This is a genomic window from Undibacterium sp. Ji83W, assembly GCF_049340385.1.
In the GTDB taxonomy this organism is placed as follows: Bacteria; Pseudomonadota; Gammaproteobacteria; order Burkholderiales; family Burkholderiaceae_D; genus Undibacterium.
In genome coordinates, this window is the sequence record NZ_JBMPOZ010000010.1 from 185,972 (window position 1) to 211,252 (window position 25,281).

A 25,281-nucleotide genomic window follows, 5' to 3' on the forward strand; every position below is an offset into this window, starting at 1 on the left:
TGGGCTGATGAAACGTAGCCTAGCGAGGCCCGGCCCAACCTACAGCTTTATGCCTGCAAATACCTCTGCAACATACTCACCAGCTCCTTCTTCCCTCGCAATTGAAACTCCACTGGTGCCCGGTCTATCACCAGCCTGTGGGTGAAATGCTCTATCGCATGCACGACAAAATAAGCCTGCATCTGGCGGTCTGCAACAGCGGCAACGTCAGGTCGCATGCTCAGGCAGCGCGCCACCTCCTCTATCAAAAACTGCTCAGCCTGCCTGGCGGTCTGCCGCAACTGCGCAGGCAGCAAGCCTTCTTCATATAACAATCTGTGCAAGCCAGGATTGTTCTCATGCAGGGCAATCATGTGGCCAACGATGTCATCCAATACAGGTTCAAGCGCTTGTGTGCTCGTGCGCAGGGTTTCCAGCAGGCGCACGCTGAGTGCCAGACCCTCGGCCATATGCTGTTCTGCCAGAGCCATCAATATTGAATCCTTGTTGGGGAAGTATTGATAGAGCGAACCTATCGATACCCCGGCCCGGCTGGCGATACGTGAAGTCGTGCCTGCGGCATAGCCAAACTCATCGAAAATATGAATAGCTGCTTCCAGAATTGCTTGCACCGTGACCTTCGAGCGTTGCTGAGAGGGCTGTTTTAAAGGCTGGGTGTTAGGCCGGGTGAGAGGCTGACCACGTGATTTACTCATGACAGTAAGCAGCCTCCGAATGCGAATAGACAATATGAATGATTGTTCATATTATAGATCACCTCCAAAGACTCTCGCTCATCCAAATCTTCAATCTCATGAAAATCAATCAAGCCCGCTCACACCAGACTTACTGGCACTGCTACCACGACCCTGCTCTGCTGGCACGCGTGCTGGCTGCGGTGCAAACCCGTCACTTGCAATCCACAGGGGTGGAGTTGCACATAGACCTGTACCAGCAACAGGACAAAGCCGCCCCAGTGCTGATACTGAATCACGGTGGCGGTGGCTATGGTGGCTTGTTTGTTGGCCTGGCGCTCGCTTTTTATGAACAGGGCTATACGGTCATCGTGCCCGACCAGAAAGGACAGGGCCGTTCTGGCGGTGCCATGGGGGACTTTACGGTGGCTGAGGCAGTGCAAAACATCGTCGATGTGGCAGCCTGGGCCAGGCAAGAATTCGGTGGTTCACTTTATCTGTGCGGTGGCAGCATAGGCGGTGGCCTGGCTTATGCTGCAGCAGTTGCAATGGCGACGCAGGGAAAGCCGCCGGTTGCCGCAGTCTGCCTGAACCTGTTTGACTTTGGCGACCCCGTCACTGGCCTGGCATTTACCCGCTTTGCGATCCTGGCAAAAATCCCCGGCCTGGCCAAAATATGCAGAGCGACGAGTGGCCTGCTGGCTAAACTGGCACCACGCATGCGCCTGCCCTACCGCCCACTGGCGCGTTTTGAAAACATGATGGACGAACGCGACCTGGCAACGGGTTTTTATGCAAAATGGCAAGCCGACCCACTGACCCTGCGCAGCGTCACGGCACGCTACTTTGCCAGCATGCTCGATACTGCTTTCGCGATACCGCTGGAAGAAAATAAGCAGATACCAGTACTGGTCATCAACCAGAAGCGTGACAAGATGGTCAACCCGCAACTGACACGGGATTGTTACCAGCGCCTGTCAGGTCAAAAAGCATATGCAGAAATTGACTGGGGACATTTTTCTTTGCAGCCAGAATTTAATGCGGAATTGATTGCGCTGGGTCAGCAATGGCTGGGCATGATGACTAATATGGGAATTTAGTCGAACAAAATCAATAACTTGTGCAATGCACAGCAGAAATTTCAAATAATGTGAAATGCCTGACATCCAAAACGCCTGCTCGTGCGTTAAGGGATATATGGAGCAGATTTGCTCATTCAACATTACCCGCGCCGGAAGAAATTCATGTCAGCACATACTCAATCGCGTAGCAAACCCTTATTGAAAATTGCCGCTTTGGCCGTGGCCAGCCTGTTTTACATAGGCGCGGCCCATGCTCAGGATGAGCCGCCAGGGCGTGTTGCCAGGGTCAGTTACTCCTATGGCAATGTCAGTTTTGCGGATGCCGGTAGCAATAACTGGAGTTCGCTGGTGCAAAATCGCCCCATCTCTACTGGCGACAGTCTGCAAGTCCCTTATGCCGGCAAGGCGGAATTGCACGTGGGGCCGAATGCCTTGCGCATGGCAGAAAATACACGCATGAGCTTCAGCCTGCTGGATGACGACAACACGCAAATTGACCTGAACCAGGGCAGCATGGTGATACGTGTGCGTGAGCTCAGCAATAAAGAAAACTTTGACATACGCACACCTAACCTTGTGTTCTCATTGCAAGAACCTGGCGAATACAGGATCAATGTCAACGATGACAACACCACCACCGTGCTGGTGCGGCGTGGTACAGCCATAGCCCGTGGCGAACGCGACACCGTCACCATCAGGCAGGGCGAACAATCACGTTTCTCTGGCAGTAACCTGCAACACACCATGATAGGCTACGTACCGCCGCCCGATACTTTTGACATGTGGGCTGCTGACCGTGACCGTGCTGAAGAAAATCTGGAAACCGTGCGCTATGTCTCGCGTGAAGTCATAGGCTATGAACAGCTTGACCAATATGGCGCATGGGAAACCTCTGCCGACTATGGTGCAGTCTGGTACCCGCGCCAGGTCAGCGCTACCTGGGCACCTTACCGCGATGGCAGCTGGGTCTGGGTTGCGCCGTGGGGCTGGACCTGGGTTGACCGCGCGCCCTGGGGATTTGCGCCTTACCACTATGGCCGCTGGGCATATGTAGGCACACGCTGGGCCTGGGTACCGGGCCCACGACAACATCATGTGCGCCCGGTATATGCGCCAGCTTTGGTGGCCTTTGTCGGCGGCAACACTTACGTCAATAATTATTATGGCTCCAAACCAGGCTCCCATCCTTCTGTCGCCTGGTTCCCGCTGGGTCCTGGCGAAGTTTACAGGCCTGGCTACTCCCACAATAATCAGTACATACAGCGCCTGAATCAAAACATGGTGGTGAACAGCAGCATCACCAATGCCCGCTTTGTGAACCAGAACGTGCGCAATGCCGTCACCATCGTGCCAACCAATACATTTGTACGTGGCGAACATGTGCTGCCGGTCTCCAGGAATCCTGTCGCAGCAGTACAAAACCGCCAGGCCCCGGTGGTAGTCACTGAGGCACCGAATATCACACCAGTCAATAATAATCGCTTTGGTGAAGCACGCCAGGGTAACTTGCGTAACGGCGAACAATTCAGGCAAAGAAATCTGGACATGCCAGCGGCACGCACTGCAGGCACGATCACCAATCTGAACCCGAATGAAGCCAGGCCAGTGAACCGCCTGGCAGAAGTGAATGGCAGCCCACGCGGTCAAAATAGTCTGGTGACACCGGCTGCTCCGGCGAATACCGTGTCAGGCATTATTTCAAATGCGGTCAACACACCGCCTGCCAACAGCAATAGTATTGCCCCGGCAAACAATCCAGCCAGCCAGGGCATGGGTAATATGAACCGCAGCCCTGAAATACAGGGCAATGCGCCACGCCAATACGGCAATGGAACGCGCGATAATAGTAATCAAGGCATTAACCAGGGCGGCAGCAATTACAACCAGAGGCCACAAGTCAATATTGCACCTGCCACACCTGCGGTTCCAGCAACAGTAAATGTCCAGCCCAACAATAATGTCGCGCCACCGGTCAATGTCATCAGCAATACGCCGCCTGTGCGTACGCCAAATGCCAATACGCCTGTCAATAATGCCATCATGAATTCACCTAATACCGTGAACCAGGTCAGGCCTGAAGTCAGGTCTGAAAGCAACGACAGGTCGTCCCGCTATGGCAACGGCTTCAACAATAATCCGCAACAGGAGAACCGCGTTGAACGCCAGCCAGAACGCATAGACCGTGGCAATGAAAGAGCGGTTGAACGTGCAAGAGAAAGGCCTGTGCAAGTCGCGCCCGTGGAAAGGCCAGCGGAAAGGCAAGTAGAAAGAGCGCCAGTACAGGCACCCATGATACAGCCAGCACCTCAGCAGGCACCACGCATGGAGCAGAGAATGGAACAGAGACAGGCTCCGGCGCCAGCGATAGTGCATACGCCAGCCCCAGCACCGATGCCAGCACCTGCACCACGGGCAATGCCAACACCTGCCCCTGCACCAGCGCCTGCTCCAAGAGCTGAACCAGCGAAGGAAAAAGATGATCCACGCAATGCAAAAATACGTGGTTTGAGCGAACGTTAATTCCTAAATCCTTAAGTTTAAAAAGCCAGCCTGTCCGGTCACACTGGACGAAAGGCTGGCTTTTTCTTTTCTGCTCTTTTCTACTTTATCCTGCGTACTGCCAAGCTGATGCTCTTGCCTGACTATTATTTTTCTCAGATCGTCTCCCCAATTAAATACTCCAGAATCTCCTGTTAGTCCTGCTATCAAGATGTGACGAAAGCATGCTGCAGAGGTTTGGTTTTATTGAACCAGTCCTCCAGTCTTTTGCCCAAACTTGTATGCCATTCGCTGGCATGCAAGTTCACTTCGTTCACACATAATCAGAGGCTACGATGCTTACATCACCTACGTTACGACTATTACGGCTGTTGCCGCTGTTACCACCCCTCACCGGCATCTGCATTTTATTTTCTGCCAACAGTGCTGTTGCCCAGACAATTTCCCCTGCCTTTGCTGTCGTCCTAGATATGCAGGGCGTACGCTATGCGTCCCACCAGGCTGCAACGCCAAAGAATGCCGTACAAGAAATCAAACTCAAACAGCAATTGATACTGCAAAACGATGGGCAATTCCGCAACATCAGTGAATCGCTCTGGCCAGGTAATATCAGGTTTCAATTCCTGACTACCGGTAACAAAGATGGTGTGGCGGAGGTCGACTTGCTGCAATGGCGACAGGGTATTGAGATAGACAGGGACAATGCAAGCGCGGCAGACAAGGAATACGCCGACTTGCTCTTCCTGAGCCCGGCATTGTTACTAGACCATGCCAGCATGCGCATGTCTGCAAAGCTGCCCGTCGCAGAGGATGAAAAATACGAGCAAATAAATTTCAATGATGCGGCTGGACGGCCTGCCAGCATGATCATTGAGCGCAGTAGCGGCCAAGCTTTGAGCGCTAAAACCGCAAGCTCCACTTATGAATATGCAGACTACAGCATAGTACAAAATTTTAAACAGCCCAGGCAGATCACAGTCAAAAATGGCGACAAGCTGATACTGCAATGGAGTATCACGGCTCAAGTGCCTGAGCATCTTGATGCCCACACTTTTGACTTACCAGCAGGCTATGTAGAAAAGCAAGGCAAGGGGTCATTCCGCGCCATCATGATAGCCCCCGGCACTTACCGGGTCGATGGTAGCGAATCCGGCTATCACACAGGTTTTTCAGTCGGTACACATAGTGTGGCAATCTATGATGCGCCCATCAGTACTGCCGAAGCCGCCAAGGTCAGGGCATTGATAGAGCAGACCGCACCTGGCCGCAAGCTTGCCTATATCGTACTGTCACATACCCATCGCGACCATATCGCCGGTACGCCATCGTACATGAATGAAGGCGTACAGATTTTGACAGGCAAGGATGGCAAACTGGCGGTGGAACGGCAACTGGGCTTGGAAGTTGCCAGCAAGGTGCTGGAAGTCAGCACCCCACGAGATCTGGATCTGGGTGGCCGCAGTATCCGGATTTATCCCATGGCAAGCAGCCATGCATCAGACATGCTGGTGGCTTATGACAAAAGCAGTCAGGCTCTGTTTCAGGGCGACCTGTTTTATCTGCCAGAAATTGGCCCCATCCCGCCAGTGTTTGATGTCGGCCTGGAACTGGATAGCTTAATCAAACAACATCAGCTTCAAGTGCAACAACTGGTCGGCGTGCATGGTCGTAGCGGAACGCTCATGGACTTTCAAAAGGCACTGGAGTTGAGGATGACAGCAAAACCAGGCACAGAAAAAAACTAATGCGTCTTTGAAAATCAAATCCCATTTGTAGAAAACTGTGTCGGCATGCGGTTTAACCAACACAGTTTTCGCATACCGCTATCATCAGGGCGGCAATTGTTGTAAATTCCGGTAATACAATTCGCTTGCATTGCACTCACAATACAGTCTCTTAAATACAGTCTCAATACCCTATCATTACAGTCCGCAAATGCTTCTTGCACTTTGTACAATAAGATAATGGTTCAAGATGCGCCCGGAAAATTTCTCTTCGTTCAACAGCTATTCTGCACTGCTTAAAACCTTGCTGGTTTGCATATTGGCTTTGCCCAATTTCATAATGCAGGCACAAGCGCAGGAACTGCAAATTTTTACCGAAGACTGGCCGCCCATCAGCTTTGGCAGCGGGAATAAAGCAGAAGGCATGGCAGTCGAAGTCGTGCAAGCCATGCAGGCACATATAGGCAGCAGCCAGCCCATACAAGTCGTACCCTGGGCACGCGGCTACAAGGCCTTGCTGGAAGAACCCAATACCTTGTTGTTCACCGTCGGCAGATCAGAAGAGCGCGAAAAACTCATGGTCTTGCTAGGCCCGATCGCCATCTCGACGACGTCTTTATATACGCGTAAAGGCAATGCCGCGCGCCTGCACAGCATGGGTGACGAGATACAAAAACTCAAGGTCGGCGCCTACCGTTCCAGCATCTTTGCAGACACTGCACGCAAGAAGGGTTTTCAAAATATAGAGCAGGCACCGACACCACAAATCATCGCCAATATGTTGCTGGCCAAACGTTTTGATTTATGGGTGGAAGGCAGCCTGGTGGTGTCATCGGTGCTGAAAGAAATAGGCCACTCTGCGGATGATGTAGAAAAAGTCAAAGTCCTCGACAGCCTGGAACTGTACCTGGCTTTTTCCACATCCACTCCAGCAAGCACCATCAAGGTCTGGGAAGATGCCTTGCGCTGGCTAAAGAAAGAAGGTCACTTCACCCGCATCCATCAGAAGTGGCTGCCGAATGAACCACCACCGATGGCGGTGATACGGCTTGACCCGCCTGGCAAACCCTGAGCATGGCCTCAGGCCGTGACGATATTTTCCAGTTTAAAAGAAAAAGGCGGGGGATTGCGGCCTGGACCTCCGCCTGTCATGACGATATCTGCGCTCGCAATACCTAGCAGTGACAATTCGGTGTTGATGTCGTACATAATGGCCGAGTTCATGACCTGACCTTGTACGATCTGAGAAGCTACGCCTATCCAGATTGTTGGCTCGAATTCGAAGACTGCTTTTCGCTGCGGAGCGATGGAAGTTTTAGTCGCCAGCAATTTTCCGCTTTTATAAATGGATGCATTGATAGCACCTTTCGGCAAATTATTAAGGACTTGTACTTCCCTTGGACTGGTACCACTGCCATAAGGAATCAGCCTGTCACCGGAAGTCGTCAGTTGCATGCAAAGTAGCTCGCCATTCTTCGCGGCCAACTGCGGCGTATGGTTGCCATAGGAATCAGTCGCTCCGACAGTCATGCTCATGGGAAAAGTAAAGGGGTGGTTGTCTCCCACACCGCTGTATTTGATGACCATCCATGCAACGGACAATTCATCAAAATCTGTTGCAACATTTTTTTGGAAAATGACGATGTCTGAATTAGTTTCGTCATTCGAATTATTGATGAAGTTCAATTGAACATCCATATCAAGTCCTTTGGTGTGAATGTGATTTTCGTGCAAATCGCAGCATTAGCGTGGCAGGCAGTCTGCGTGACATCAGGCAAAGACTATATTTTCAAGATGAAAAACAAAGGGTATGGAATTGGCCCCCGGGCCACCGCCTGTCATGACGATATCGGCCTCGGCTATTCCAAGCAAAGACAGTTCGGTATTGACATTGGAGATGATCGCAGAGTTCATGACCTGACCCTGAACCACCTGGGAGGCAACACCTATCCAGATGGTAGGCTTGAATTCGAACGCGGCTTTTTGTCCTGGTGCGACGGATGTGTGAGTCGCCAGCAAAGTGCCATCCTTGTAGATCGACGCATTGACAGCTCCTTTGGGCAATTCGTTCGCTACATGTATCTGCGCCTGATTGCTCGCATCGCCAGCCAGCGATAATTGTGTACCAGAACTGCTCAATGCCACATGGAACAAATTCCCATTTTGCGCAGCAAGCTTGGGTGTGTAATTGCCCCATGAATCACTGGCACTCACATGAGAACTCAATGGATAGGTGAAAGGGTGAGTATCACCAACGCCGCAATTTTCTATGACCTTCCACGCCACTGCAGTCTCATCAAAATTGGTCGCAACATTTTTTTGAAAAATCACGACACTGGAATTATTCGTGTCATTCGAATTGTTGATGAAATTCAGTTTGATATCCATATAAAGCCTTTGTGCTCAAGTCAGGTTTGACGGCGAATTTGACGACGAATATGCTGGATATTTCACGCAAAAAAATCTGCGTCCAACCCGGCAATCGTCAAATAAGATAGCATAAATTTAATTATCCATACACGGGATTCATGTCTTCATTGCTATCATGTTTTTTCACTCACTTGTTCCCTCAGGACAACAAAGCTACCAGCGCCGTTGGATGAATATGCCAGCCCATCAAGCCTGCCAGGCCCATGAGTACACCAAAGCTGGTAGGTACCAGGGTCACAAAATACAGCCAGCGCTGCCGGGTCAGGGCCGTCACTGCCAGCAAGGAAATAGCGATCGCCAGCAAGGCATCTGACAAGTCGAACTGGTCATCCTTGTAATTCGCATTGTCATAATCGATCTGGTCTTGCTCAGCCTGCTTTTTCAGCTCTTCTTTTTTTTCGTGCTGCTCTTTGCCCAACTTCGCATAACTGTCTATGGCTGCCTGATACTCTGCCTTCTGGTCGGCAGGCACATTTTTGGAGGCCAGGCGCAATTGCAATTCCGTTGATTTGGCGAGTTCTTCCCGCATATTCCTGGCCTGGTAAAACGCCCAGTGATCTATCTTGTTGGCTTGTGATTGCTGCATGGCCTGGACGATATTGTCATCCTTGACCTTGCAGATGCCCATGAAGGTCGCCAGCAAAGCCACGGTAATGGCAACCCAGATATTCAACTGACGAGTGGCCTTGTCTTGCCTGGCTTCTTCCTGCTGTTCTGTTAATTGCTCTACGGTTTCAATTGGATCAATATCCATATCTGACTTTCTAAAAAATATTAAAAATCGAGGCAGGTCACCATGCAAGTCAATTAAATAACTTAGCCGGGCAACTTCGAATCAGTTGCAGCGCTACTCAACTGTAAAAAACGACGACCATCCCTGACGCATTCATATAACAAATATGCAGCATAGGCAAAACAAGCCAGACGTATGCCGCGGTCCAGTCTTTGCAGGTCCAGTATAGTTGACGTAGCTGTATTTTGTATCAGCGCATCAAGTTGACTGAATATGAGGAACAGTCCTGCATACAAGGCATTTTGCAGCATATTCAATTGCAATTTCAACTTACTCCAGACTGGCTGGCTTGCGCACCAGATACCAAATACGACAGAGCAAACCAGCAGCAAAGCCATCCATGGCAGATAGTGTGCGATAGCTGGCGAAAAATCCACGCGCAATTGCTGCAGACTGGCTTCTGACATCCAGAGTTTATGCCCGATCAGCAGCAGGATAAAAGCACAGCCAGATAAATCAGTGATGATGTCACTGCCGCGTATTTTTTGCCAGTCATATTCTTGTTCGGGTAAATCTTGCGCCCGCCATTTCTTGTTGCTGACCCAGTTTGGCAACATTCCGCTTCGGGAAAAAAAGTAAAACAGCAGTGTCGTTATCGTAAAGTCCAAAGTCGCTTGCTCCACAAAGCCTGCCAGCAACTGCATCAATGCCTGCCATATCTTGTAATGCTCTGCCTGCAAAAATACTGTTGCACTTTTCAGCGTTTGCATGAGGAGCACAAAACCGAGAACATAACTCATGACCAGCTTATAGGCTGGCATCAACTCACTACTGACCAAGGGTGCGACGGGCATATAACGCGCTGCAACCCGTGCCGGATGACCGAGTTTTTCCAGTGCAACTGCGACATCGTCCTCCGTCGCCTCCCTGCCTGTTTGCTCGCGGATGGCATCCAACTGATCCAGGATGTTGGACTGCAATTCACGCCCTATGTCGTCTCTTTGCGCCAGCGGCAATTCCTGTTTCACCGCATGTATGTATTTTTGCAGCAGAGTCATCGTCCAGTCTCCAAAATAGTCGTCAGCGTGCCATTCAAGGCCTGCCATTCCTGAGTGAGTTTTTCCAGTAATTCCACCCCTGCCGGCGACAGGATGTAATAACGTCTCTCGCGGCCCTCACCCTGCTGCCATTCACTGTCCAGCAAACCCTGGTCAGCCAGTCGCCTGACCAGAGGATATAAAGTGCCCTCATCTATATCCAGCCCATGATCGAGCAAGGCTTTACGCAGGGAATAACCATACTGCGCCTTTCTCAATGAACCCAGCACGGCCAGCACCAGCGCACCGCGCCGCAATTCCAGACGCATTTTGTCCAGCCTGTCTTCTGACATGTCTCTTATTCCTTTTTTTTGCCAATACTGTGTCGCACACAGCATAATACTATGCGCCACACAGTAAAGATGCAAGTTATTTTTTTATAGGGCTCACGCAAAACCGGCTCATGACAAGACAGGCTTTGATCCCTTGTTTCCTGTATTCATCAGATTTTTTTTGCTTTCGTCGGAAAATGCGAGACGAAAGCCGCGCAGGCAATTATTCTTGGCAGCAATCGCAAATAAGAAGGAAATAACAATGTTCACGACTATCTGGTTTATCTTACGTGCCAGTTTTGGCTGGAGTGCACTGATCATGTTCACGACGATATTCATTGTGAATGGCATTTTCAGAAACCGCATGCCGGGTGAGTTTATCCTCATCCCTCTCAGCCTCGTCGTGCTGGTCATGGGAGTCAGCTTTTCGCATGTGCGCCGGGTACGCCTGATTGCCAGCAAGGTCGATACCAGTACGCTGGCCAACCGCCAGCGCCGCCAAATCGAAATCCCGCTGGAAGCCAGTGAAGCTTTTGAACTCGTCGATGCCGCCATCCGCGAATTACCGGGTGCAGAAGATACCGAGAGCGCCAGGGACAGCCTGCAGATACGCGCCAAGATCAAGCGCATAGACCCTTACCAGGCTAACTTCATTGATGAGTTGAAAGTACTGGATTTTTTGACGACCAAGCGCAACCAGATTCTCGCTACCATCACGCCCGGCGATGGCATAGGCAGCCTGACCCTGATTTGTGAACCTGAACGCCCGGCATGGACGGATTTCTTCCTCGTCGATAATGGAACCAATCTGGAAAATGCCGAAGCCATCACCCGCGCCATTACCCGCCGCATTGCAGAACGCAGGCGCAAGGAAAAAGCCAGTGCGGCACAGTCTGTGACGGAAAAAGAATTGACGGTAGCAAAACTCAACTTGCTGCATGCCCAGGTAGAGCCGCACTTCCTGTACAACACCCTGGCCAGCGCGCAATTATTGACGCGCGCTGACCCCGCAGCGGCTGACCAGATGCTGGGCAACCTGATCACTTACTTGCGCCATTCCTTACCACGCACTGAAGATACTGCCTCGACCATAGGTGAAGAACTGGAACGCTCCATCGCCTATCTCGACATCATGAAGATACGCATGGGCACACGCCTGAATATACAAATCCAGGTACCAGCAGAATTGAAAGCCCTGCCCTTCCCCATGATGATGTTACAAACCCTGGTGGAAAACGCCATCAAGCATGGCCTGGAACCCAAGACTGGCGGCGGCACGATATGGATCATCGCCAGGCAGCACGAGGGCAATGTCGCCGTTACTGTGGCTGATGACGGTAATGGCCTGGGAGCAGAAATTGGCGGTACCGGCATAGGCTTGAAGAATGTGCGTGAACGCCTGCGCCTGGCGCATGGCAATGCGGCGAGTTTTGTGCTGGTGGGTAATTTCCCCAGCGGGGTGGCTGCGACTATCACGGTGCCCGTCGTCATAAGCAAAGGAGAACAACATGCCTAAGTGTGTCGTTGCCGAAGATGAGAGTCTGCTGCGCGAAGCCTTGTTGCAGCAACTGAGCCTGGCCTGGCCGGACCTGGAGATTGCCGCTGCCTGTGATGATGGCGGCAGCGCGCTGGAAGCCATTGCCATGCATCAGCCAGATGTGGTGTTTCTTGATATACGCATGCCGGGTTTGAGCGGACTGGAAGTGGCCGCCGCCATGACCGAGGTCAGCCCGCAAAGTCAGATCGTGTTCGTCACAGCCTATAACCAGTATGCGATTGATGCCTTTGAAAAAGGTGCGGTCGATTATTTGTTGAAACCAATTACCCAGGACAGATTGCTGGCCACCGTCAAACGTCTGCAAATGCGTGCGCTGACTGGCACGGCTGATTTGCAAGCCATCAGCACACTGGTACGCCAGCTCAGCGGCGGCCCGGCGGACATGCCCAAACCTGCGCCGCTGGTGTGGATCACCGCCAGCGTGGGCAATGAAACCCGGCTCATCATGGTCGATGATATTGCCTACTTCCAGGCTGACAGCAAATACACCGTGGTCATGACGGCAGAGGGTGAATCACTGCTGCGCAAACCCATACGCGATTTACTGCAGGTGCTGGACAACAGCATGTTCAAACAGATACACCGCTCCACCATAGTCAACCTGCGTGCGATTGCCTCCATCAGCCGCGACGACAGTGGCAAGGGCCTGGTCAAACTCAAGACGCGGCCAGAAACGCTGAGCGTCAGCCAGCCCTTCATGGTCTTGTTCAGGAATATGTAAAGTATGCGTTACTTCAATCATCAGATTTTTTTGCAGGCATTGGTGCACACATTGATACACGCCAGCAAGTCCCTGCTGGCCCTGTCTGCAGCAGTCAGCCTCAAGGTGCTGGATGCGCAGGACAGCAATGGCAATTACCTGTATGCACGTGGCCGCCACAAGTATTTTGGCATAGGTGCGCTGGTGATTTTCTTTGCCCTGTTTGCCGGTTATGGCATGGCGCATATGCTGGCCAGCATGGTGAATGTCAGCAACACAGGTGCCATCATCGCTGGTTGCCTGTGGGCGGTATTCCAGTGGTGCCTGGAGCGGCAGATGATCATGTCGATACAATCAGATGCCAAATGGCGGGCCAAGAGCATGGGCCTGTTCTGGCGCAGCCTGCTGGCCTTGCTGTCTGCGATTACCATGGTCTATCCCTTTTTTGTTGACAGCAACCGTGCCGAAATCACGGTAAAAACCGGCGAACTGGAGCGCACACGCCTGATACAAAACCTGCAAAGTGCGCAACTGGCAACTGGTTTGCCCACGCTTCAACAGGATGTCGCAGCGCTGGATGACAAGCTGCAAAAAGCAGAAGATAAACTGCACAGCGAACCACCGCAAATCGGCGAGATGCGCCAGCAATTACTGACCATGCGTGAGCAGGCAAAAACCGAGGAGCGACGCGCCAACGGACAAATCGCCAACTGGCGCAAAGCCCTGACTGTCGCTTTGCCTGAGCAGGTTGTCTTGCTCGAACAAAAGATCAGCGCTGCACAAAACCGCATCAACGCTGCCAAAGCCAAGTGCCTGCGACAAGAGCAAGACATCAACATGACCCTGATCGCCTGGCGCAAAGAAAAACTGGCAGAGAAAGCACAAGTCGCAGAAGAACGCCATGAGGCCAATGCCATCGCCAGCAAAGCCAGGGCCGATGCGCAAGTACTGGAAAAAACCCAGACTGAACATATACAGGCAGCATCCCATGCAGGTTTTGCAGCCGACTTTGCGGCAACCTGGGATATGTTGAAAAACGACATGCACAGGCGTTTGCAATTCATCTGGTGGCTGCTGTGGTTTTTGACGATAGAGCTGGTCGCCATCATCGTCAAGTTCACCAGCCATACCGATGTCGATGCACGGCTGAATGCCGATGAACATTTGCTCAAGTTCGAGATCGGCAGCAACTTCACTTTGCGCCAGGCACAAATTGAAGTTGGGCAATTGCGCGAGATGACGGCACTCAAGGGTGAACGTGCCGCCCTGCAAGCGGACGACGGTATCAGTGCGGCTGCACTGGCGACCATCCGGCAAATGCGACAACTGGAGCAACAGGCCGAGCTAAGCTCAGCTAATGTCCCGTCAGGCTTGCGGTCTTTGTTGCAAGAAACCCTGAACACCATGAACGCAAATTTTTTACGTCTGCTAACGAATAAATAAGGAATGCAAGGATTACAATAGCATCACGATTATTCTTGGTTCATATCCTCATGAAACTTGCTCGTGTTAGCTGCATAATCCTGTTCAGTATATTCAATGTCGCTAATGTTGCCTGTGCTGCCGATGCATGGGTAGCACAGACCAGTGGTACTGAAGTCGAATTGCGTGGCCTGTCTGTCGTCAGCCCCAAGATTGCCTGGGCCAGCGGTGCCAAGGCCACGGTGTTGCGTACTGTCGATGGTGAACACTGGCAAGTCATAGAGGTGGCAGGCGCGGAAGGCCTGGACTTCCGTGACATCCACGCCTTTGATGCCAGGCATGCGATTATCATGAGCGCCGGGCCTGGTGCCCTCTCGCGCCTGTATGAAACCCGGGACGGCGGTGCCAGTTGGCAATTGCTGAAAACCAATGAAGCCAAGACCGGTTTTTGGGATGCGATCTCTTTTTCTGACGCCAAACAGGGCATATTGTTGGGCGACCCTGTCGATGGCCAATTCCAGACCCTGGTGACGACAGACGGTGGCCTGAACTGGCAAGAAAACAAACACCCCGGTTTGACTGCACTCCCCAATGAAGGCGCATTTGCCGCCAGCGGCACCTGTGTTGCTACTTATGGCAACCAGCATGCATGGATAGTCACCGGCGGTGCCAGCCAGGCACGTGCCTTCGCCAGTGCAGATGGTGGCATTAGCTGGTCGGCTGCCACCCTGCCCCTGCCTGCCGCAGCCGCCAGCAAAGGTGCGTTCTCGGTCGCTTTTCTGGATGAAAAAAATGGCATGGCAGTAGGTGGTGATTACAAACTCCCGCAACTCAATAGCCTGAATGGCACGAGGACGGAAGACGGCGGCCAGACCTGGCAGCCAGCCCAGGTATTGCCGCAAGGTTTTATGTCTGTCATCGCCACTGTGCCAGGTGCCGCAAAAACCTATGTCGCAGCAGGCCTGGCGGGTTCAGGTATCTCACATGACGCTGGCAAGACCTGGAAAGTACTGGATAAAACCCCGGTCAATACCGTGGCCTTTGCCAATGCCAAAAGCGGCTGGGCAGTCGGTCCTAAAGGCCTGCTCATGAAATTTAATTATGTATCAAAATAACACCAATCAATCAACATCAAAGTGTCCGGGGTGTCCGATGTGTCCGCTCAGCTGTGCAATATCGGACAGTCTGCCGCTGAATTTGCAGCACATGCCGCACTGAAATTGGTATTCATACTGGCTTTATGCGCTGGCATGTTCTTTGCAGATAGTCTTGCCAGACTGTCACTCTGAAACAGCTGCGCCGACGTAAAAAGGGATAAAAAATGAAAACGAGACTGAACTTGCTGGTCAAACTGGGACTTGCCAGCTGCGCCCTGGGCACCATGCTGGTCGCCAGTGCTGCACCCTTGGCAGTATCCAATCTGGATGCCCAATTGATTTCCTATTTCCGCCCCTACGCACCTGCGGCTGAAGTACTGGTCAAAAAATTGGATAAAAACTTGCCTGCAGACAAGGCTGATGCAACTGCCAAATCTAAAAATAAATCTGTGAACGATACCCAGATCTGCGTTGACACTGAGGCAGACAAGAATCTGGAAGCAGAAGGTTTGCAGGGAAAACAGTCCGACACGCCGAAACTCCGTTAAGGCGAATGTGATTTCAATTAGCGGCTCATCGCGAGCCGTTGGGTTAGTCTTGCGCCATCCATTGCCAGCATAATATCCATCTGCTACATTGCCTTTTTATTTCACAAGGCTAGTCACGCGCCATCAGTTGCGAAGCGGGAAGAATCAAGTCCCCGACTTTAGCAAATTGAACGCCTCAGCATCCAATAAATGTCTATCATCATTCTGAATCTTGGCAAGGAGCAGGGAGACTGTTGCCATGCCCGCGTGCGCCACGACGATCATGAGTTTGATGCACTCGTTTTTGGAAGCAGAACCTCTCTTCAACCATTGCTCAACAAAAGTCGTTGCACCGAAATGTCCTTTGAGCGCGTGCTCAGTTGGCGTGAGCTTGAGGATTTCAGCAATGAACAATCAAGCATTCATGCAGCGCCAGGTATAGATGCTGCCATTGTCCTGAAAGGCAAAGTAATCAGCATCATCCCGGTTGATAGTGATACACAAATCATTGATATCTACTTGCGAGCCGGTCCAGAATTTTTGGCACTGTCATCGGATGAGATTGATGGCAAGTTTGCTGCAATTGGCAAGGGTGTGGAAGTCATCGTTTCTGGCTTGTGCTTTTACCCAAGCAATCTCTGAAAAGGGTTTTACAGGATATGAACTCTGCACTTTATCGCCAGGTCACCGCAAAAAAAGATTGGCCCTTTTTCGATGAAGATTGCACGATGTCAGCCAGTGACAAAGAGCAGATCCTCGTACTTGGCAAAGAAGTCGCCCGGGCTTTTTGGGAAAAACATGTATCGCCACAGGCTAACGAGCGTCATCCCATGTTATTGCCAACAGACCATTGGCTAAGGCCGGACATTCCTGGACCAGATTGGCTGAATGATTCCAAACCCGCCATCGCTACAAAAACTGCAGAAGTCGCTACATTTCTGAATCAGCATTTCAAGCTGGATGCAGATCGGAGAATTTATTTTGTGCTCGCGAAGGACAGCATCTATATGACCAGTATGGGCATATTCACGCGTCACTGGGCAGACTTCCTTTTGCTTGATGATGAGTGTCCTTTCCTGTTTCATCCTGGCACGAAAGCCTTTGCCTGCTTTGGCCCGCACGGTCAACCAGGCTTTGGGGCAGGCAAGTAAAGAACTATATATCCGCTCAATGAGTCGCCCCGCCGGCAATGCGTAAATCCTTGTCGGTCTTCAATACACTTTCCAGCACTTTCAAGATCGCTGTCTTCAACATCTCCAGCGGCATGCTGGCGGCACCTGTATGTGCCACTGCCTGTTCCGGCAAATAGGGGATATGGATGAAGCCTGCTCTTTGTATGCCACTGTCTGCCCTGCTTGCCAGATGCATGAGACCGTAAAACACATGGTTGCAGACAAAGGTGCCAGCGGTTTGTGATACCGATGCGGGTATGCCACTCTGGTGTAATTCCTGGGCTATTGCCTTGATAGGCAGGCTGGTGAAATAGGCCGCAGGGCCACCCTCTATAACAGGCACGTCCACAGGTTGCACGCCGACATTGTCGGGTATGCGGGCATCATCGACATTGATGGCAATGCGTTCCAGGCTGATGTCGGCACGGCCACCGGCCTGGCCCAGGCAAATCACGATAGCGGGATGATGTTGCCTTAGCGCAGCTTCCAGTATATGCAGTGAATTCGTAAATTCGCAGGGCAAGCGGGCGCTGACGATCTGGTGATTGTCACCGATGAGCAAGCCATCGAGCCTGCGTACCACTTCCCAGGAGGGATTGCTTTGCTCGCCGCCAAAGGGATCAAATCCCGTCAGTAAAATGCGTTTCATGCCAGCCTCCGGGCAACTCAGGGAAAGACAAAGAAGTGTATCAACAGGATATTGCAGGCCAGCACCAGCAGCGCTGTCGGTATCTGCACTTTAATCACTTGATACTTATCTTGCAACTCCAATAAGGCTGCGGGCACGATATTGAAGTTGGCGGCCATCGGTGTCATCAGGGTGCCGCAATAGCCAGAGAACATGCCTATCGCCACCAGCGCGGCAGGGTTGGCATGATGCTGGTTGATCAGGAATGGCAAGGCAATACCGGCAGTCATGACAGGGAAAGCCGCAAAAGCATTGCCCATGATCATGGTGAACAAGGCCATGCCTGTGCAATACATGATGATCAGGGTCAGGCGACTGTCGGGGTTGATGAAGAGTTTGACGATATCCTGTATAGCTTGCCCGGTCTTGGCGGCAACAAACACGCCACCCAGCATGGCCAGCATTTGCGGCAGGATAAGTGCCCAGCCTATAGCGTCCACCAGGCGTCGCGACTCACGTACGGCTTGCATAGGCGTGCCACGGGTGTACAGGCAAGCCATGCCCAGCGCGCAGATACAGGCTATGCATAGCGCGGTCAGGGTCAGGTTCTTTTGGTCCAGCAAAAACCAGCTACCAATCTGAAAGTCTTTCACCACCACCGTCAACATGACAGTAACGATGGGGATAGTCAGCGCCGGGATAAAGATACGGTTGCCGAGCTTGCTGGCGATTTGCAAACGCGCTGGCCTGTCATGATCCACGTGCTTGCCCATACCCAGTAAATTCGCTCCTGCCAGCACGGCCATCAACAAAACTGTAATGCCAACAATACGATAAGCCAGCGGCTTTCCCAGTGTGGCCAGCATGAGGTCACCAAACAAAAAGCTGAAGCCAAACAGAAACCAGAACAAGGCAGTGGTGATGCGGCGCGGGTTGCTGGTATCGCGCAAGGTCATGAAAGCCAGCAGCATGACGATGGTGCCGATGAGATAAAGCACCAGATTAAGGCTGACCAGGCTGTTCATGCGTTCACCACCGCATTTGTCTGGTCTGCCTGATTAGGCTGATTGGTCTTCTGCCAGGCTGCAATGTCTTTGGCAATACTGGCATCCAGCCGCGACAGGCGGAACAGGTGTATCAGCAAGGCGCACAGCGCCGTTGGGATACCCCAGATACCTATCGCCAGTGGTTCAACACCATGGATACCATTTTCCTTGAGAAAAGCAGTCATCAGCAGCACAGCACCAAAGGCAATGAAAATATCTTCCCCAAAGAATAGTGCGACATTGTCGCAGGCTGCGGCATGGGCAGCAATGCGGTCGCGTATGGCAGGTGGCAAGTCGCCATGTAAATTACTGGCGGCACCTTCTGCCATCGGTGACAGCAAAGGTCGCACAGTTTGCGCCTGCCCGCCCAGGCTCAGCAAACCCATGGCGGCACTGGCTTCACGTACAACAAAATACAGCATCAGGATACGGCCCGTAGTTGCACTGCGTATGCTCGCCACCCACTGCTGGGCACGCTCACGCAAGCCATAGTGTTCAAGCAAGCCTATGATGGGCAAGATCAATAATGAACTGGTGAGTTGCCTGCTGTTCAGGAATTTTTCACCAAATGTTTCCAGCAGGCTCATGAAATCCATGCCGACGGCGAAGCCTGTACCGAGACCGGCAACGGTGACGACCAGCAAGGGGTTGAAACGCAGGGCAAAGCCGATGACGACCAGGGGTATGCCTATCAGTGGCAGTAGTAGTGCCGTGTTCATGCGGTCTCCTGTTTTGTTTTTTCTATAGTATCTGGCCGAACATATTTCCTCGATAAAAACAGCTAAGACCTCTCAACACAGAGACACGGAGACACAGAGATGTCACAGAGGAGAACAAAGAGAATAAAAGAACCCGGCGCGTATCTTGAAATAAATTTTTCTACAAAACCCTGTACGCCAGCCTGTCCAGCCGCGTACCACTAAGCCGTCCCAGCAACTTGCGCACAGGATCAGGATAATCCGTATTCTTTTCCAGCTCACGGTAATGTGAAATGACCGTCGTCTTCTCCATGATGCTATCCAACTCATCCTGTCTTTGCTGCTGCAATTCATGTTGCGGATCATGGATCAGCAAAGCGTTTTCCAGATCCAAGCGGAAGGCACGCGGGTTCAGGTTATTGCCTGTCATGAGCGCATAATCCTGGTCTATCCACATGCCTTTCAAGTGATAGGTATTGTCGTCGTCCTTCCACAGGCGCAATTGCAATTGCCCGCTGCTGATATCTGCCTGATGGGATTTGGCAAAGCGGCGCAAGTTAACCTCGTACAGATAAGGCAGGGCTGCAATGACTTTGAAAGGCTCCTCTGGCGGGATGAAGAAGTCATTGGCAGTCTTGTCGCCAACGATGATGCAGATACGCACGCCGCGCTTCAGCGCGCGATTGATTTCACGCGTGACAGCGAGCGGGAAATTAAAATAAGGCGTGCAGATAGTGATCTGCGTCTTGCTCGCAGCCAGCAGCTGGCAGATGACTTTATTCAAAGGATTGTTTTTGCCCACGCCCACCAGCGGTGTCACGCTCAGGCCATGCCTGTCATGTTCTTGCTCGACCACATTGCAGTCATAGCGGGCACTTTTCAGGCGGCTTCTGAATTGCTTGATTTCGCGGCGTATACTGCGGGTTGCGGGTATCTGAGGCATGTCCAGCCTGTGCACGGCGGCGGCTGATAACAAGTGCTCACGGATGAATTGCACCATGCTGTTGGCCAGCACTTTATTGTGTATCAGCAGGTAGCGGTCATGGCGGTATTTATCCTGCTTGTGCAAATAAACATTGTTCAGGCTGGCACCGCTGTAGATGACTTCATCATCGATAACAAAGCCTTTCAGATGGAGGACACCAAACAATTCACGCGTCTGCACTGGTATGCCATACAGGGGCACGGTATAGGCGTTGGCTTTGCTGATCTCTTGATACCAGGCCGCATTGCCACCGCTTTTTGCGGCACCAATCAAACCCCGTTGTGCCCGATGCCAATCGACCATGACGGCGATGTCGAGTTCAGGACGGGCGGCTTTGGCGGCATACAAGGCCTGCAGGATTTCTACCCCTGCTTCATCATTTTGCAGATACAGGCTGCACAAATAAATCCTGTGCCTGGCAGCGGCAATTTTTGCCAGCAAAGTCGTGCGATAGTCTGCTGCGCTAAGCAGCGTCTGGACGGCATCTGCCTGTAGCGGAATGCCGTTTAAATGCGTAAGGTCGGAAGCGGACTTGAAGAGGCGCATGTCTGTTTATATATGTCTGTGAATGCCAGTGAAAACCTGATGATGGTAACACTAGTCCATACCGATATACAAAAACCTGCTAGCGAAACAGATGCGCCATCCTGAAACTGGATGCGTGACCCAGTTGCTCAAAATGCTGGTCCAGCCATACTTGCGCCCGGGCACGTCCCTCTGCATGCAGACTATGTAAAAATGTTGCCTGCGCATTCATCTTGCTGTGACTACTCAACTGGCTCATAAGTTCAGGCGCGGCAATCACATGCAGGTTCAATTTGCGCAAGCGGCGTTCCAGCCTGCCCCAGGTCAACCAGCCCCGGTCAGCTTCGCGCTTGGCCAGCAGCAAACCCTGCAATTCAGTATGGAAGGTGGAGCTGAAACCCATCTCGGTCAGGCGCTGCCAGATTTCACTGGCAGATGAGGGGACTTGTGCCCTGGGCTGGGCATGCAACAGGATGGCGATAATGTCGTGCGCATTGCATTTATGCACCAATGGGAATAAAGGTGGGTTGGCTGTCAGGCCGCCATCCCAATACGCCTCACCATCTATCTCGACTGCCCTGTGCACCATAGGCAGACAGGCTGAAGCCAGCAAGACATCCAGGCTCATCTGGCGGTTGCGAAACAATTTTAGCGTGCCAGTACTGACCTGGGTAGTGGCGATGAAGAGTTCTATGCCCGGTTGCTGGCGCAAGCGCTCAAAGTCTATCTGTGCCGCCAAAATATCGCGCAAGGGATTGATGTCGAAGGGATTGAGCTGGCTCGGTGAAAAAAAACGCGTCCAGGAAAACAAATGCTTCATGGCAGCAGGTAATTCAGATTGCGCGGCAATATCAGCCGTCGGCGCATGTTCATCCAAAGGCTGGCTAAACGGAGAATTACTGGCGACGCTATCCCAGAAATTTTTCAGCGCCTGCCTGGCACCATCTGCCCCACCCTGCAGATAGCCATGCGCCAATGCCACGGCATTCATGGCACCTGCACTGGAACCGCTGATCGCTTCTATACTGACGCGCCCATCTTCAAGCAGGCGATCCAGTACGCCCCAAGTCAGTGCGCCATGCGAACCACCACCTTGTAATGCCAATGTGACTGTTTTGTTCATCCTGTTCCCTTTCAAGAGGCGTAAGCCATGAGGGAGAGTGAAGCACGGAGGTGACCGGCTTATGACGTGGTCAGTGTGAGGGAATGGCAAGCAAGGGGTGTGCCTGTGGGGATCGTAGACTGGGCGGGACCCTATTAACTTCGTAGGTTGGGCTACGCTTCACCAGCCCAACACTGGGCTTATGATAAACATACGCGTTATTTCAACATCGGGCGTTGCGTTGGCGAAGGGCTTATCATAAACGCATACGTGCTTTAAACGCCCAGTGTTGGGCTGGTAAACCGTAGCCCAACCTACACCGCGAGCCCAACCATCGTAACGAAGTTACAATCGCCGCCAAACCTGCCACCATTCCTTACCCGCAAACACGGGTATGGAATCACTGACAGCCCATTCTTCAAGCAAGTCAAAATACGGCACCATCAATTCACGAAATGCGGCGCTGTGTATGGTAAACGGAGGCCCTTTGAGCGAGGCATCTGGCGCATCATCAAAGAAAAAATAACCGGCCAGCAAAGCATCTGCTGGCAACAATGCCGCCCAGCGTTTGACAATATCTGCCCGCATCGCAGGAGGCAGGGCGCAAAAGAAGGCGCGTTCATAAATCAGGCCCAGCGGTTGTGCAGGAGTGTAGGCAAAAAAATCCGCCTCGATGACATGCTTGCCCCACTCACCTATCGCCGCCTGCGCGCTGCGCACGGCAGCAGGGGAAAAATCGATAGCTACAACTGGCCAGCCTGCCTGTGCCAGGAATGCTGCTTCATAACCGTTGCCGCAACCGGGGATGAGGGTATTCAGTGTTTGCTGTGTGGCTTGCGATGTTGTCTGCAATCTTGCTTGCATGAAGGTTTGCAAGTCTGCCGGGACATTACCCTTATCCCAGGGAATGAAGTTTTTTTCAAAACGTTCATCCCAGAATTGCGGATTGCGTGGATCACGATTCAGGAAATCAGCCATGCTGATACGTCCGTCACACTTTGAAATGAAAATGCAGCAGCAATTGGGCCACTACGATACCAGAGAACAAGCCCGCGCCAAAATACACGATAGTGCGTAACAGGCGGTTGGTGCGTCTTTGCTCTGACAACAGCGCCATCAACATGTCATCGCTATGCCGGGGCTCGGCTGCGCGTGTCAGCGCCTGGTGCGCAAGGCGTGGCAATTGCGGGAAGATGTGACTATAGCGCGGTGCCTCGGCCTTGAGTTTTTCTATCAAACCGCGCCAGCCTACCTGCTCGCTCATCCAGCGTTCCAGATACGGTTTGGCGGTTTTCCATAAATCGAGATCAGGGTCCAGCTGACGACCCAGGCCTTCGATATTCAACAAAGTCTTTTGCAGCAGCACCAGTTGCGGTTGCACTTCCACATTGAAACGACGTGAAGTCTGGAACAGACGCAGCAAGACCTGGCCAAAAGAAATGTCTTTCAAAGGGCGGTCAAAGATGGGTTCACAACAGGCGCGCACTGCTGCCTCAAGTTCATCCACGCGCGTCTCTTTGGGTGCCCAGCCGGATTCTATATGCGCCTCTGCCACGCGCTTGTAGTCACGCTGGAAGAAAGCCAGAAAGTTTTGCGACAGATAATCCTTGTCGAAATCATTGAGCGTACCGACGATACCAAAGTCCAGCGCGATATAACGGCCCAGTGTCGCTGGCGCGGTCGATACCAGGATATTACCGGGGTGCATGTCGGCATGGAAAAAGCCATCGCGAAACACCTGGGTAAAGAAGATGGTCACGCCATCGCGCGACAGCTTTTGCAAATCAACACCGGCTTCACGCAATTTATCCAGCTGCGAAATCGGTATGCCCTGCATGCGTTCCATGACGATGACTGAGGACGAGCAATAATCCCAATACATCTCTGGCACCAGCAGCAGATCCGAATCAGCAAAATTGCGGCGCAACTGGCTGCCATTGGCAGCTTCGCGCATGAGGTCAAGTTCATCGTGCAAATATTTGTCAAACTCGGCCACTACTTCCTTGGCCTTCAAACGCTTGCCATCTGCCCACAGTGCCTCCAGCCAGCCTGCGGCAATCTGCATGAGGGCGACGTCATCATCAATGGCTTCTTTCATGCCAGGACGCAGCACCTTGACGGCAACTTCGCGGCCATCCTTCAATGTGGCGAAATGCACCTGGGCGATGGAGGCTGAAGCGACGGGCACACGCTCAAAACTGGCAAACAACTGGTCAGGATGTGAGCCCAGGGATTTCTTGATCTGTGCTATCGCCAGATCAGGGTCGAATGAGGGTACGCGGTCTTGCAGGTGTGCCAGCTCATCGGCAATGTCTGGCGGCATGAGGTCTCGCCGGGTTGATAATACCTGGCCGAACTTGACGAAGATGGGGCCCAGTTCTTCCAGCGCCTTGCGCAGGCGCTCACCACGTGGTGCCGAGATATCACGCCAGAATATGACGGTATCAATCAGGCGCGCAGTGCGTGGCACGGACAGACCAGAAATCGCGATTTCATCAATGCCATATTTGATGGCGATACGTATGATTTTCGCCAGCCTGAGAAACTTCAATATCATCCGCGCATCCTTTCCAGTTTTTCGATGCGCTTGATAAGACGCTCGACATCATCCCGCGTCTTATTGACTTCGGTACTAAAGCCCTGCACGGCCTGGGGTCTGACCAGCATGGGGTTTTCTTCTAAAAAATATTCAGCCAGGTTTTCCTGGATTTTTTGATGGGTTTCCAGCGCCGTCTTATGCAAGCCTTTGGCAAAGCCCACCATGCGCACCGCCGCAACGTCACCAAACAGCTTGCTCAAATCTTCTTCCGCTTCCCAGCGCAGGTTCTGGCTAAGGTTGGAGATGGTATTGGCAAAATCTGCATCCCCTTCTATTTTGACATAGGAAAAGGCACGATCACGGTTTTGTGCGATCAGCGGTAAATCGCTGAGTTTGACGTAGATGGCGACTTGTGCCAGCTCGTCGGCAGCGGCGCTTTCCAGCAAGCCATCTGGCGCAACTTTGAGGCGCAACTGCATGGTTTGCAAGTCTATACAGGCAATTTTACCGGCATGCGGCAAGAGCTTGTTTTTAGCCCAGCTTTCTTGTGCCAGCAGATGATTGATAAAAGTTACAAAAGGTGCGGAGGGGATCATGTTCAAATCAGGGCTGTTGCAAAATACCTGGGCATCTCAACACGCATGCCAAAATAGTCCTGCAAAATAAAAAACCGCCCAGCAATTGCAGGGCGGTTCCAGTTTAACAGCTTATCGCAATGGACATACCTGCGACGTATCAAACTTTAAGGACTCTCGCAAAATTATTCCAGCA

25 protein-coding genes are annotated in these 25,281 nt (G+C 52.1%); 11 read left to right on the forward strand and 14 right to left on the reverse strand.

Going from position 1 to position 25,281, the window contains the following annotated elements; all coding sequences use genetic code 11:
* Positions 1–47: 47 nt before the first annotated feature.
* Entirely contained in the window at positions 48–695 is a 648-nt protein-coding gene (locus tag ACO0LD_RS17730; RefSeq protein WP_423009145.1) for a TetR/AcrR family transcriptional regulator, read from the reverse strand.
* A 98-nt stretch (positions 696–793) separates the two neighbouring features.
* On the opposite strand from ACO0LD_RS17730, the gene ACO0LD_RS17735 reads away from it, so the two are divergent.
* The 4 genes from ACO0LD_RS17735 to ACO0LD_RS17750 all read left to right on the forward strand — a co-directional run bounded on the left by ACO0LD_RS17735 (position 794) and on the right by ACO0LD_RS17750 (position 7,051).
* On the forward strand, positions 794–1,774 hold the full coding sequence (locus ACO0LD_RS17735) for an alpha/beta fold hydrolase (protein WP_423009147.1): 981 nt from the start codon (positions 794–796) through the stop codon (positions 1,772–1,774).
* 144 nt (positions 1,775–1,918) lie between these two features.
* A complete protein-coding gene (locus ACO0LD_RS17740; protein WP_423009149.1) occupies positions 1,919–4,276 on the forward strand; it encodes a DUF6600 domain-containing protein in 2,358 nt (785 codons plus the stop codon).
* A 314-nt stretch (positions 4,277–4,590) separates the two neighbouring features.
* A complete protein-coding gene (locus tag ACO0LD_RS17745; protein ID WP_423009151.1) occupies positions 4,591–6,000 on the forward strand; it encodes an MBL fold metallo-hydrolase in 1,410 nt (469 codons plus the stop codon).
* A 304-nt stretch (positions 6,001–6,304) separates the two neighbouring features.
* Positions 6,305–7,051 carry a substrate-binding periplasmic protein gene (locus ACO0LD_RS17750; protein ID WP_423009153.1) on the forward strand — a complete coding sequence of 249 codons (747 nt, stop codon included), beginning with the start codon at positions 6,305–6,307 and terminating at the stop codon, positions 7,049–7,051.
* Between the two features lie 8 nt (positions 7,052–7,059).
* Here the strand turns inward: ACO0LD_RS17750 and ACO0LD_RS17755 are convergent, their stop codons facing one another.
* From ACO0LD_RS17755 to ACO0LD_RS17775, 5 genes are all read right to left on the reverse strand, one after another.
* Entirely contained in the window at positions 7,060–7,677 is a 618-nt protein-coding gene (locus ACO0LD_RS17755; protein ID WP_423009155.1) for a hypothetical protein, read from the reverse strand.
* A gap of 72 nt (positions 7,678–7,749) precedes the next feature.
* A complete protein-coding gene (locus tag ACO0LD_RS17760) occupies positions 7,750–8,367 on the reverse strand; it encodes a hypothetical protein (protein WP_423009156.1) in 618 nt (205 codons plus the stop codon).
* A 181-nt stretch (positions 8,368–8,548) separates the two neighbouring features.
* Positions 8,549–9,163 (reverse strand): DUF4337 domain-containing protein, encoded by a 615-nt coding sequence (locus ACO0LD_RS17765; RefSeq protein ID WP_423009158.1) that lies wholly within the window; start codon positions 9,161–9,163, stop codon positions 8,549–8,551.
* A 62-nt stretch (positions 9,164–9,225) separates the two neighbouring features.
* Positions 9,226–10,200, reverse strand: a complete 975-nt coding sequence (locus ACO0LD_RS17770; RefSeq protein WP_423009160.1) for a hypothetical protein — start codon at positions 10,198–10,200, stop codon at positions 9,226–9,228.
* Positions 10,197–10,532 (reverse strand): PadR family transcriptional regulator, encoded by a 336-nt coding sequence (locus ACO0LD_RS17775; RefSeq protein WP_423009162.1) that lies wholly within the window; start codon positions 10,530–10,532, stop codon positions 10,197–10,199. Before ACO0LD_RS17775 ends, ACO0LD_RS17770 begins: the two co-directional genes overlap by 4 nt.
* Positions 10,533–10,773: 241 nt before the next feature.
* Here ACO0LD_RS17775 and ACO0LD_RS17780 point away from each other — a divergent pair, with 241 nt between their 5' ends.
* From ACO0LD_RS17780 to ACO0LD_RS17810, 7 genes are all read left to right on the forward strand, one after another.
* Positions 10,774–12,027: a sensor histidine kinase gene (locus ACO0LD_RS17780; RefSeq protein ID WP_423009164.1), complete on the forward strand. Its 1,254-nt coding sequence runs from the start codon at positions 10,774–10,776 to the stop codon at positions 12,025–12,027.
* Positions 12,020–12,790 carry a LytR/AlgR family response regulator transcription factor gene (locus ACO0LD_RS17785; protein ID WP_423009166.1) on the forward strand — a complete coding sequence of 257 codons (771 nt, stop codon included), beginning with the start codon at positions 12,020–12,022 and terminating at the stop codon, positions 12,788–12,790. Before ACO0LD_RS17780 ends, ACO0LD_RS17785 begins: the two co-directional genes overlap by 8 nt.
* 3 nt (positions 12,791–12,793) lie before the next feature.
* Positions 12,794–14,212, forward strand: coding sequence for a DUF4407 domain-containing protein (locus tag ACO0LD_RS17790; protein ID WP_423009168.1), 1,419 nt, complete (start codon positions 12,794–12,796; stop codon positions 14,210–14,212).
* Between the two features lie 50 nt (positions 14,213–14,262).
* Entirely contained in the window at positions 14,263–15,306 is a 1,044-nt protein-coding gene (locus ACO0LD_RS17795) for a hypothetical protein (protein ID WP_423009170.1), read from the forward strand.
* A gap of 206 nt (positions 15,307–15,512) precedes the next feature.
* The gene (locus ACO0LD_RS17800; RefSeq protein WP_423009172.1) at positions 15,513–15,836 is read left to right on the forward strand and encodes a hypothetical protein; all 324 of its coding nucleotides are present in this window, start codon (positions 15,513–15,515) and stop codon (positions 15,834–15,836) included.
* Between the two features lie 189 nt (positions 15,837–16,025).
* Positions 16,026–16,457 carry a hypothetical protein gene (locus ACO0LD_RS17805; protein ID WP_423009174.1) on the forward strand — a complete coding sequence of 144 codons (432 nt, stop codon included), beginning with the start codon at positions 16,026–16,028 and terminating at the stop codon, positions 16,455–16,457.
* Positions 16,458–16,474: 17 nt separating this feature from the next.
* Positions 16,475–16,966, forward strand: coding sequence for a DUF2947 family protein (locus tag ACO0LD_RS17810; protein ID WP_423009176.1), 492 nt, complete (start codon positions 16,475–16,477; stop codon positions 16,964–16,966).
* Between the two features lie 16 nt (positions 16,967–16,982).
* Here the strand turns inward: ACO0LD_RS17810 and pcp are convergent, their stop codons facing one another.
* From pcp to ACO0LD_RS17850, 8 genes are all read right to left on the reverse strand, one after another.
* Positions 16,983–17,636 carry a pyroglutamyl-peptidase I gene (gene pcp, locus ACO0LD_RS17815; RefSeq protein WP_423009178.1) on the reverse strand — a complete coding sequence of 218 codons (654 nt, stop codon included), beginning with the start codon at positions 17,634–17,636 and terminating at the stop codon, positions 16,983–16,985.
* 17 nt (positions 17,637–17,653) lie between these two features.
* The gene (locus ACO0LD_RS17820; protein ID WP_423009180.1) at positions 17,654–18,640 is read right to left on the reverse strand and encodes a DUF979 domain-containing protein; all 987 of its coding nucleotides are present in this window, start codon (positions 18,638–18,640) and stop codon (positions 17,654–17,656) included.
* A complete protein-coding gene (locus tag ACO0LD_RS17825) occupies positions 18,637–19,380 on the reverse strand; it encodes a DUF969 domain-containing protein (protein WP_423009182.1) in 744 nt (247 codons plus the stop codon). Before ACO0LD_RS17825 ends, ACO0LD_RS17820 begins: the two co-directional genes overlap by 4 nt.
* 160 nt (positions 19,381–19,540) lie before the next feature.
* A complete protein-coding gene (pssA, locus tag ACO0LD_RS17830) occupies positions 19,541–20,890 on the reverse strand; it encodes a CDP-diacylglycerol--serine O-phosphatidyltransferase (protein WP_423009184.1) in 1,350 nt (449 codons plus the stop codon).
* Between the two features lie 79 nt (positions 20,891–20,969).
* Positions 20,970–21,992 (reverse strand): patatin-like phospholipase family protein, encoded by a 1,023-nt coding sequence (locus ACO0LD_RS17835; protein ID WP_423009186.1) that lies wholly within the window; start codon positions 21,990–21,992, stop codon positions 20,970–20,972.
* A gap of 324 nt (positions 21,993–22,316) precedes the next feature.
* Positions 22,317–22,949: a methyltransferase domain-containing protein gene (locus tag ACO0LD_RS17840; protein ID WP_423009188.1), complete on the reverse strand. Its 633-nt coding sequence runs from the start codon at positions 22,947–22,949 to the stop codon at positions 22,317–22,319.
* 13 nt (positions 22,950–22,962) lie between these two features.
* Positions 22,963–24,528, reverse strand: a complete 1,566-nt coding sequence (gene ubiB / locus ACO0LD_RS17845) for a ubiquinone biosynthesis regulatory protein kinase UbiB (RefSeq protein ID WP_423009190.1) — start codon at positions 24,526–24,528, stop codon at positions 22,963–22,965.
* The gene (locus tag ACO0LD_RS17850) at positions 24,525–25,106 is read right to left on the reverse strand and encodes a ubiquinone biosynthesis accessory factor UbiJ (RefSeq protein ID WP_423009192.1); all 582 of its coding nucleotides are present in this window, start codon (positions 25,104–25,106) and stop codon (positions 24,525–24,527) included. Before ACO0LD_RS17850 ends, ubiB begins: the two co-directional genes overlap by 4 nt.
* Positions 25,107–25,281: the final 175 nt, after the last annotated feature.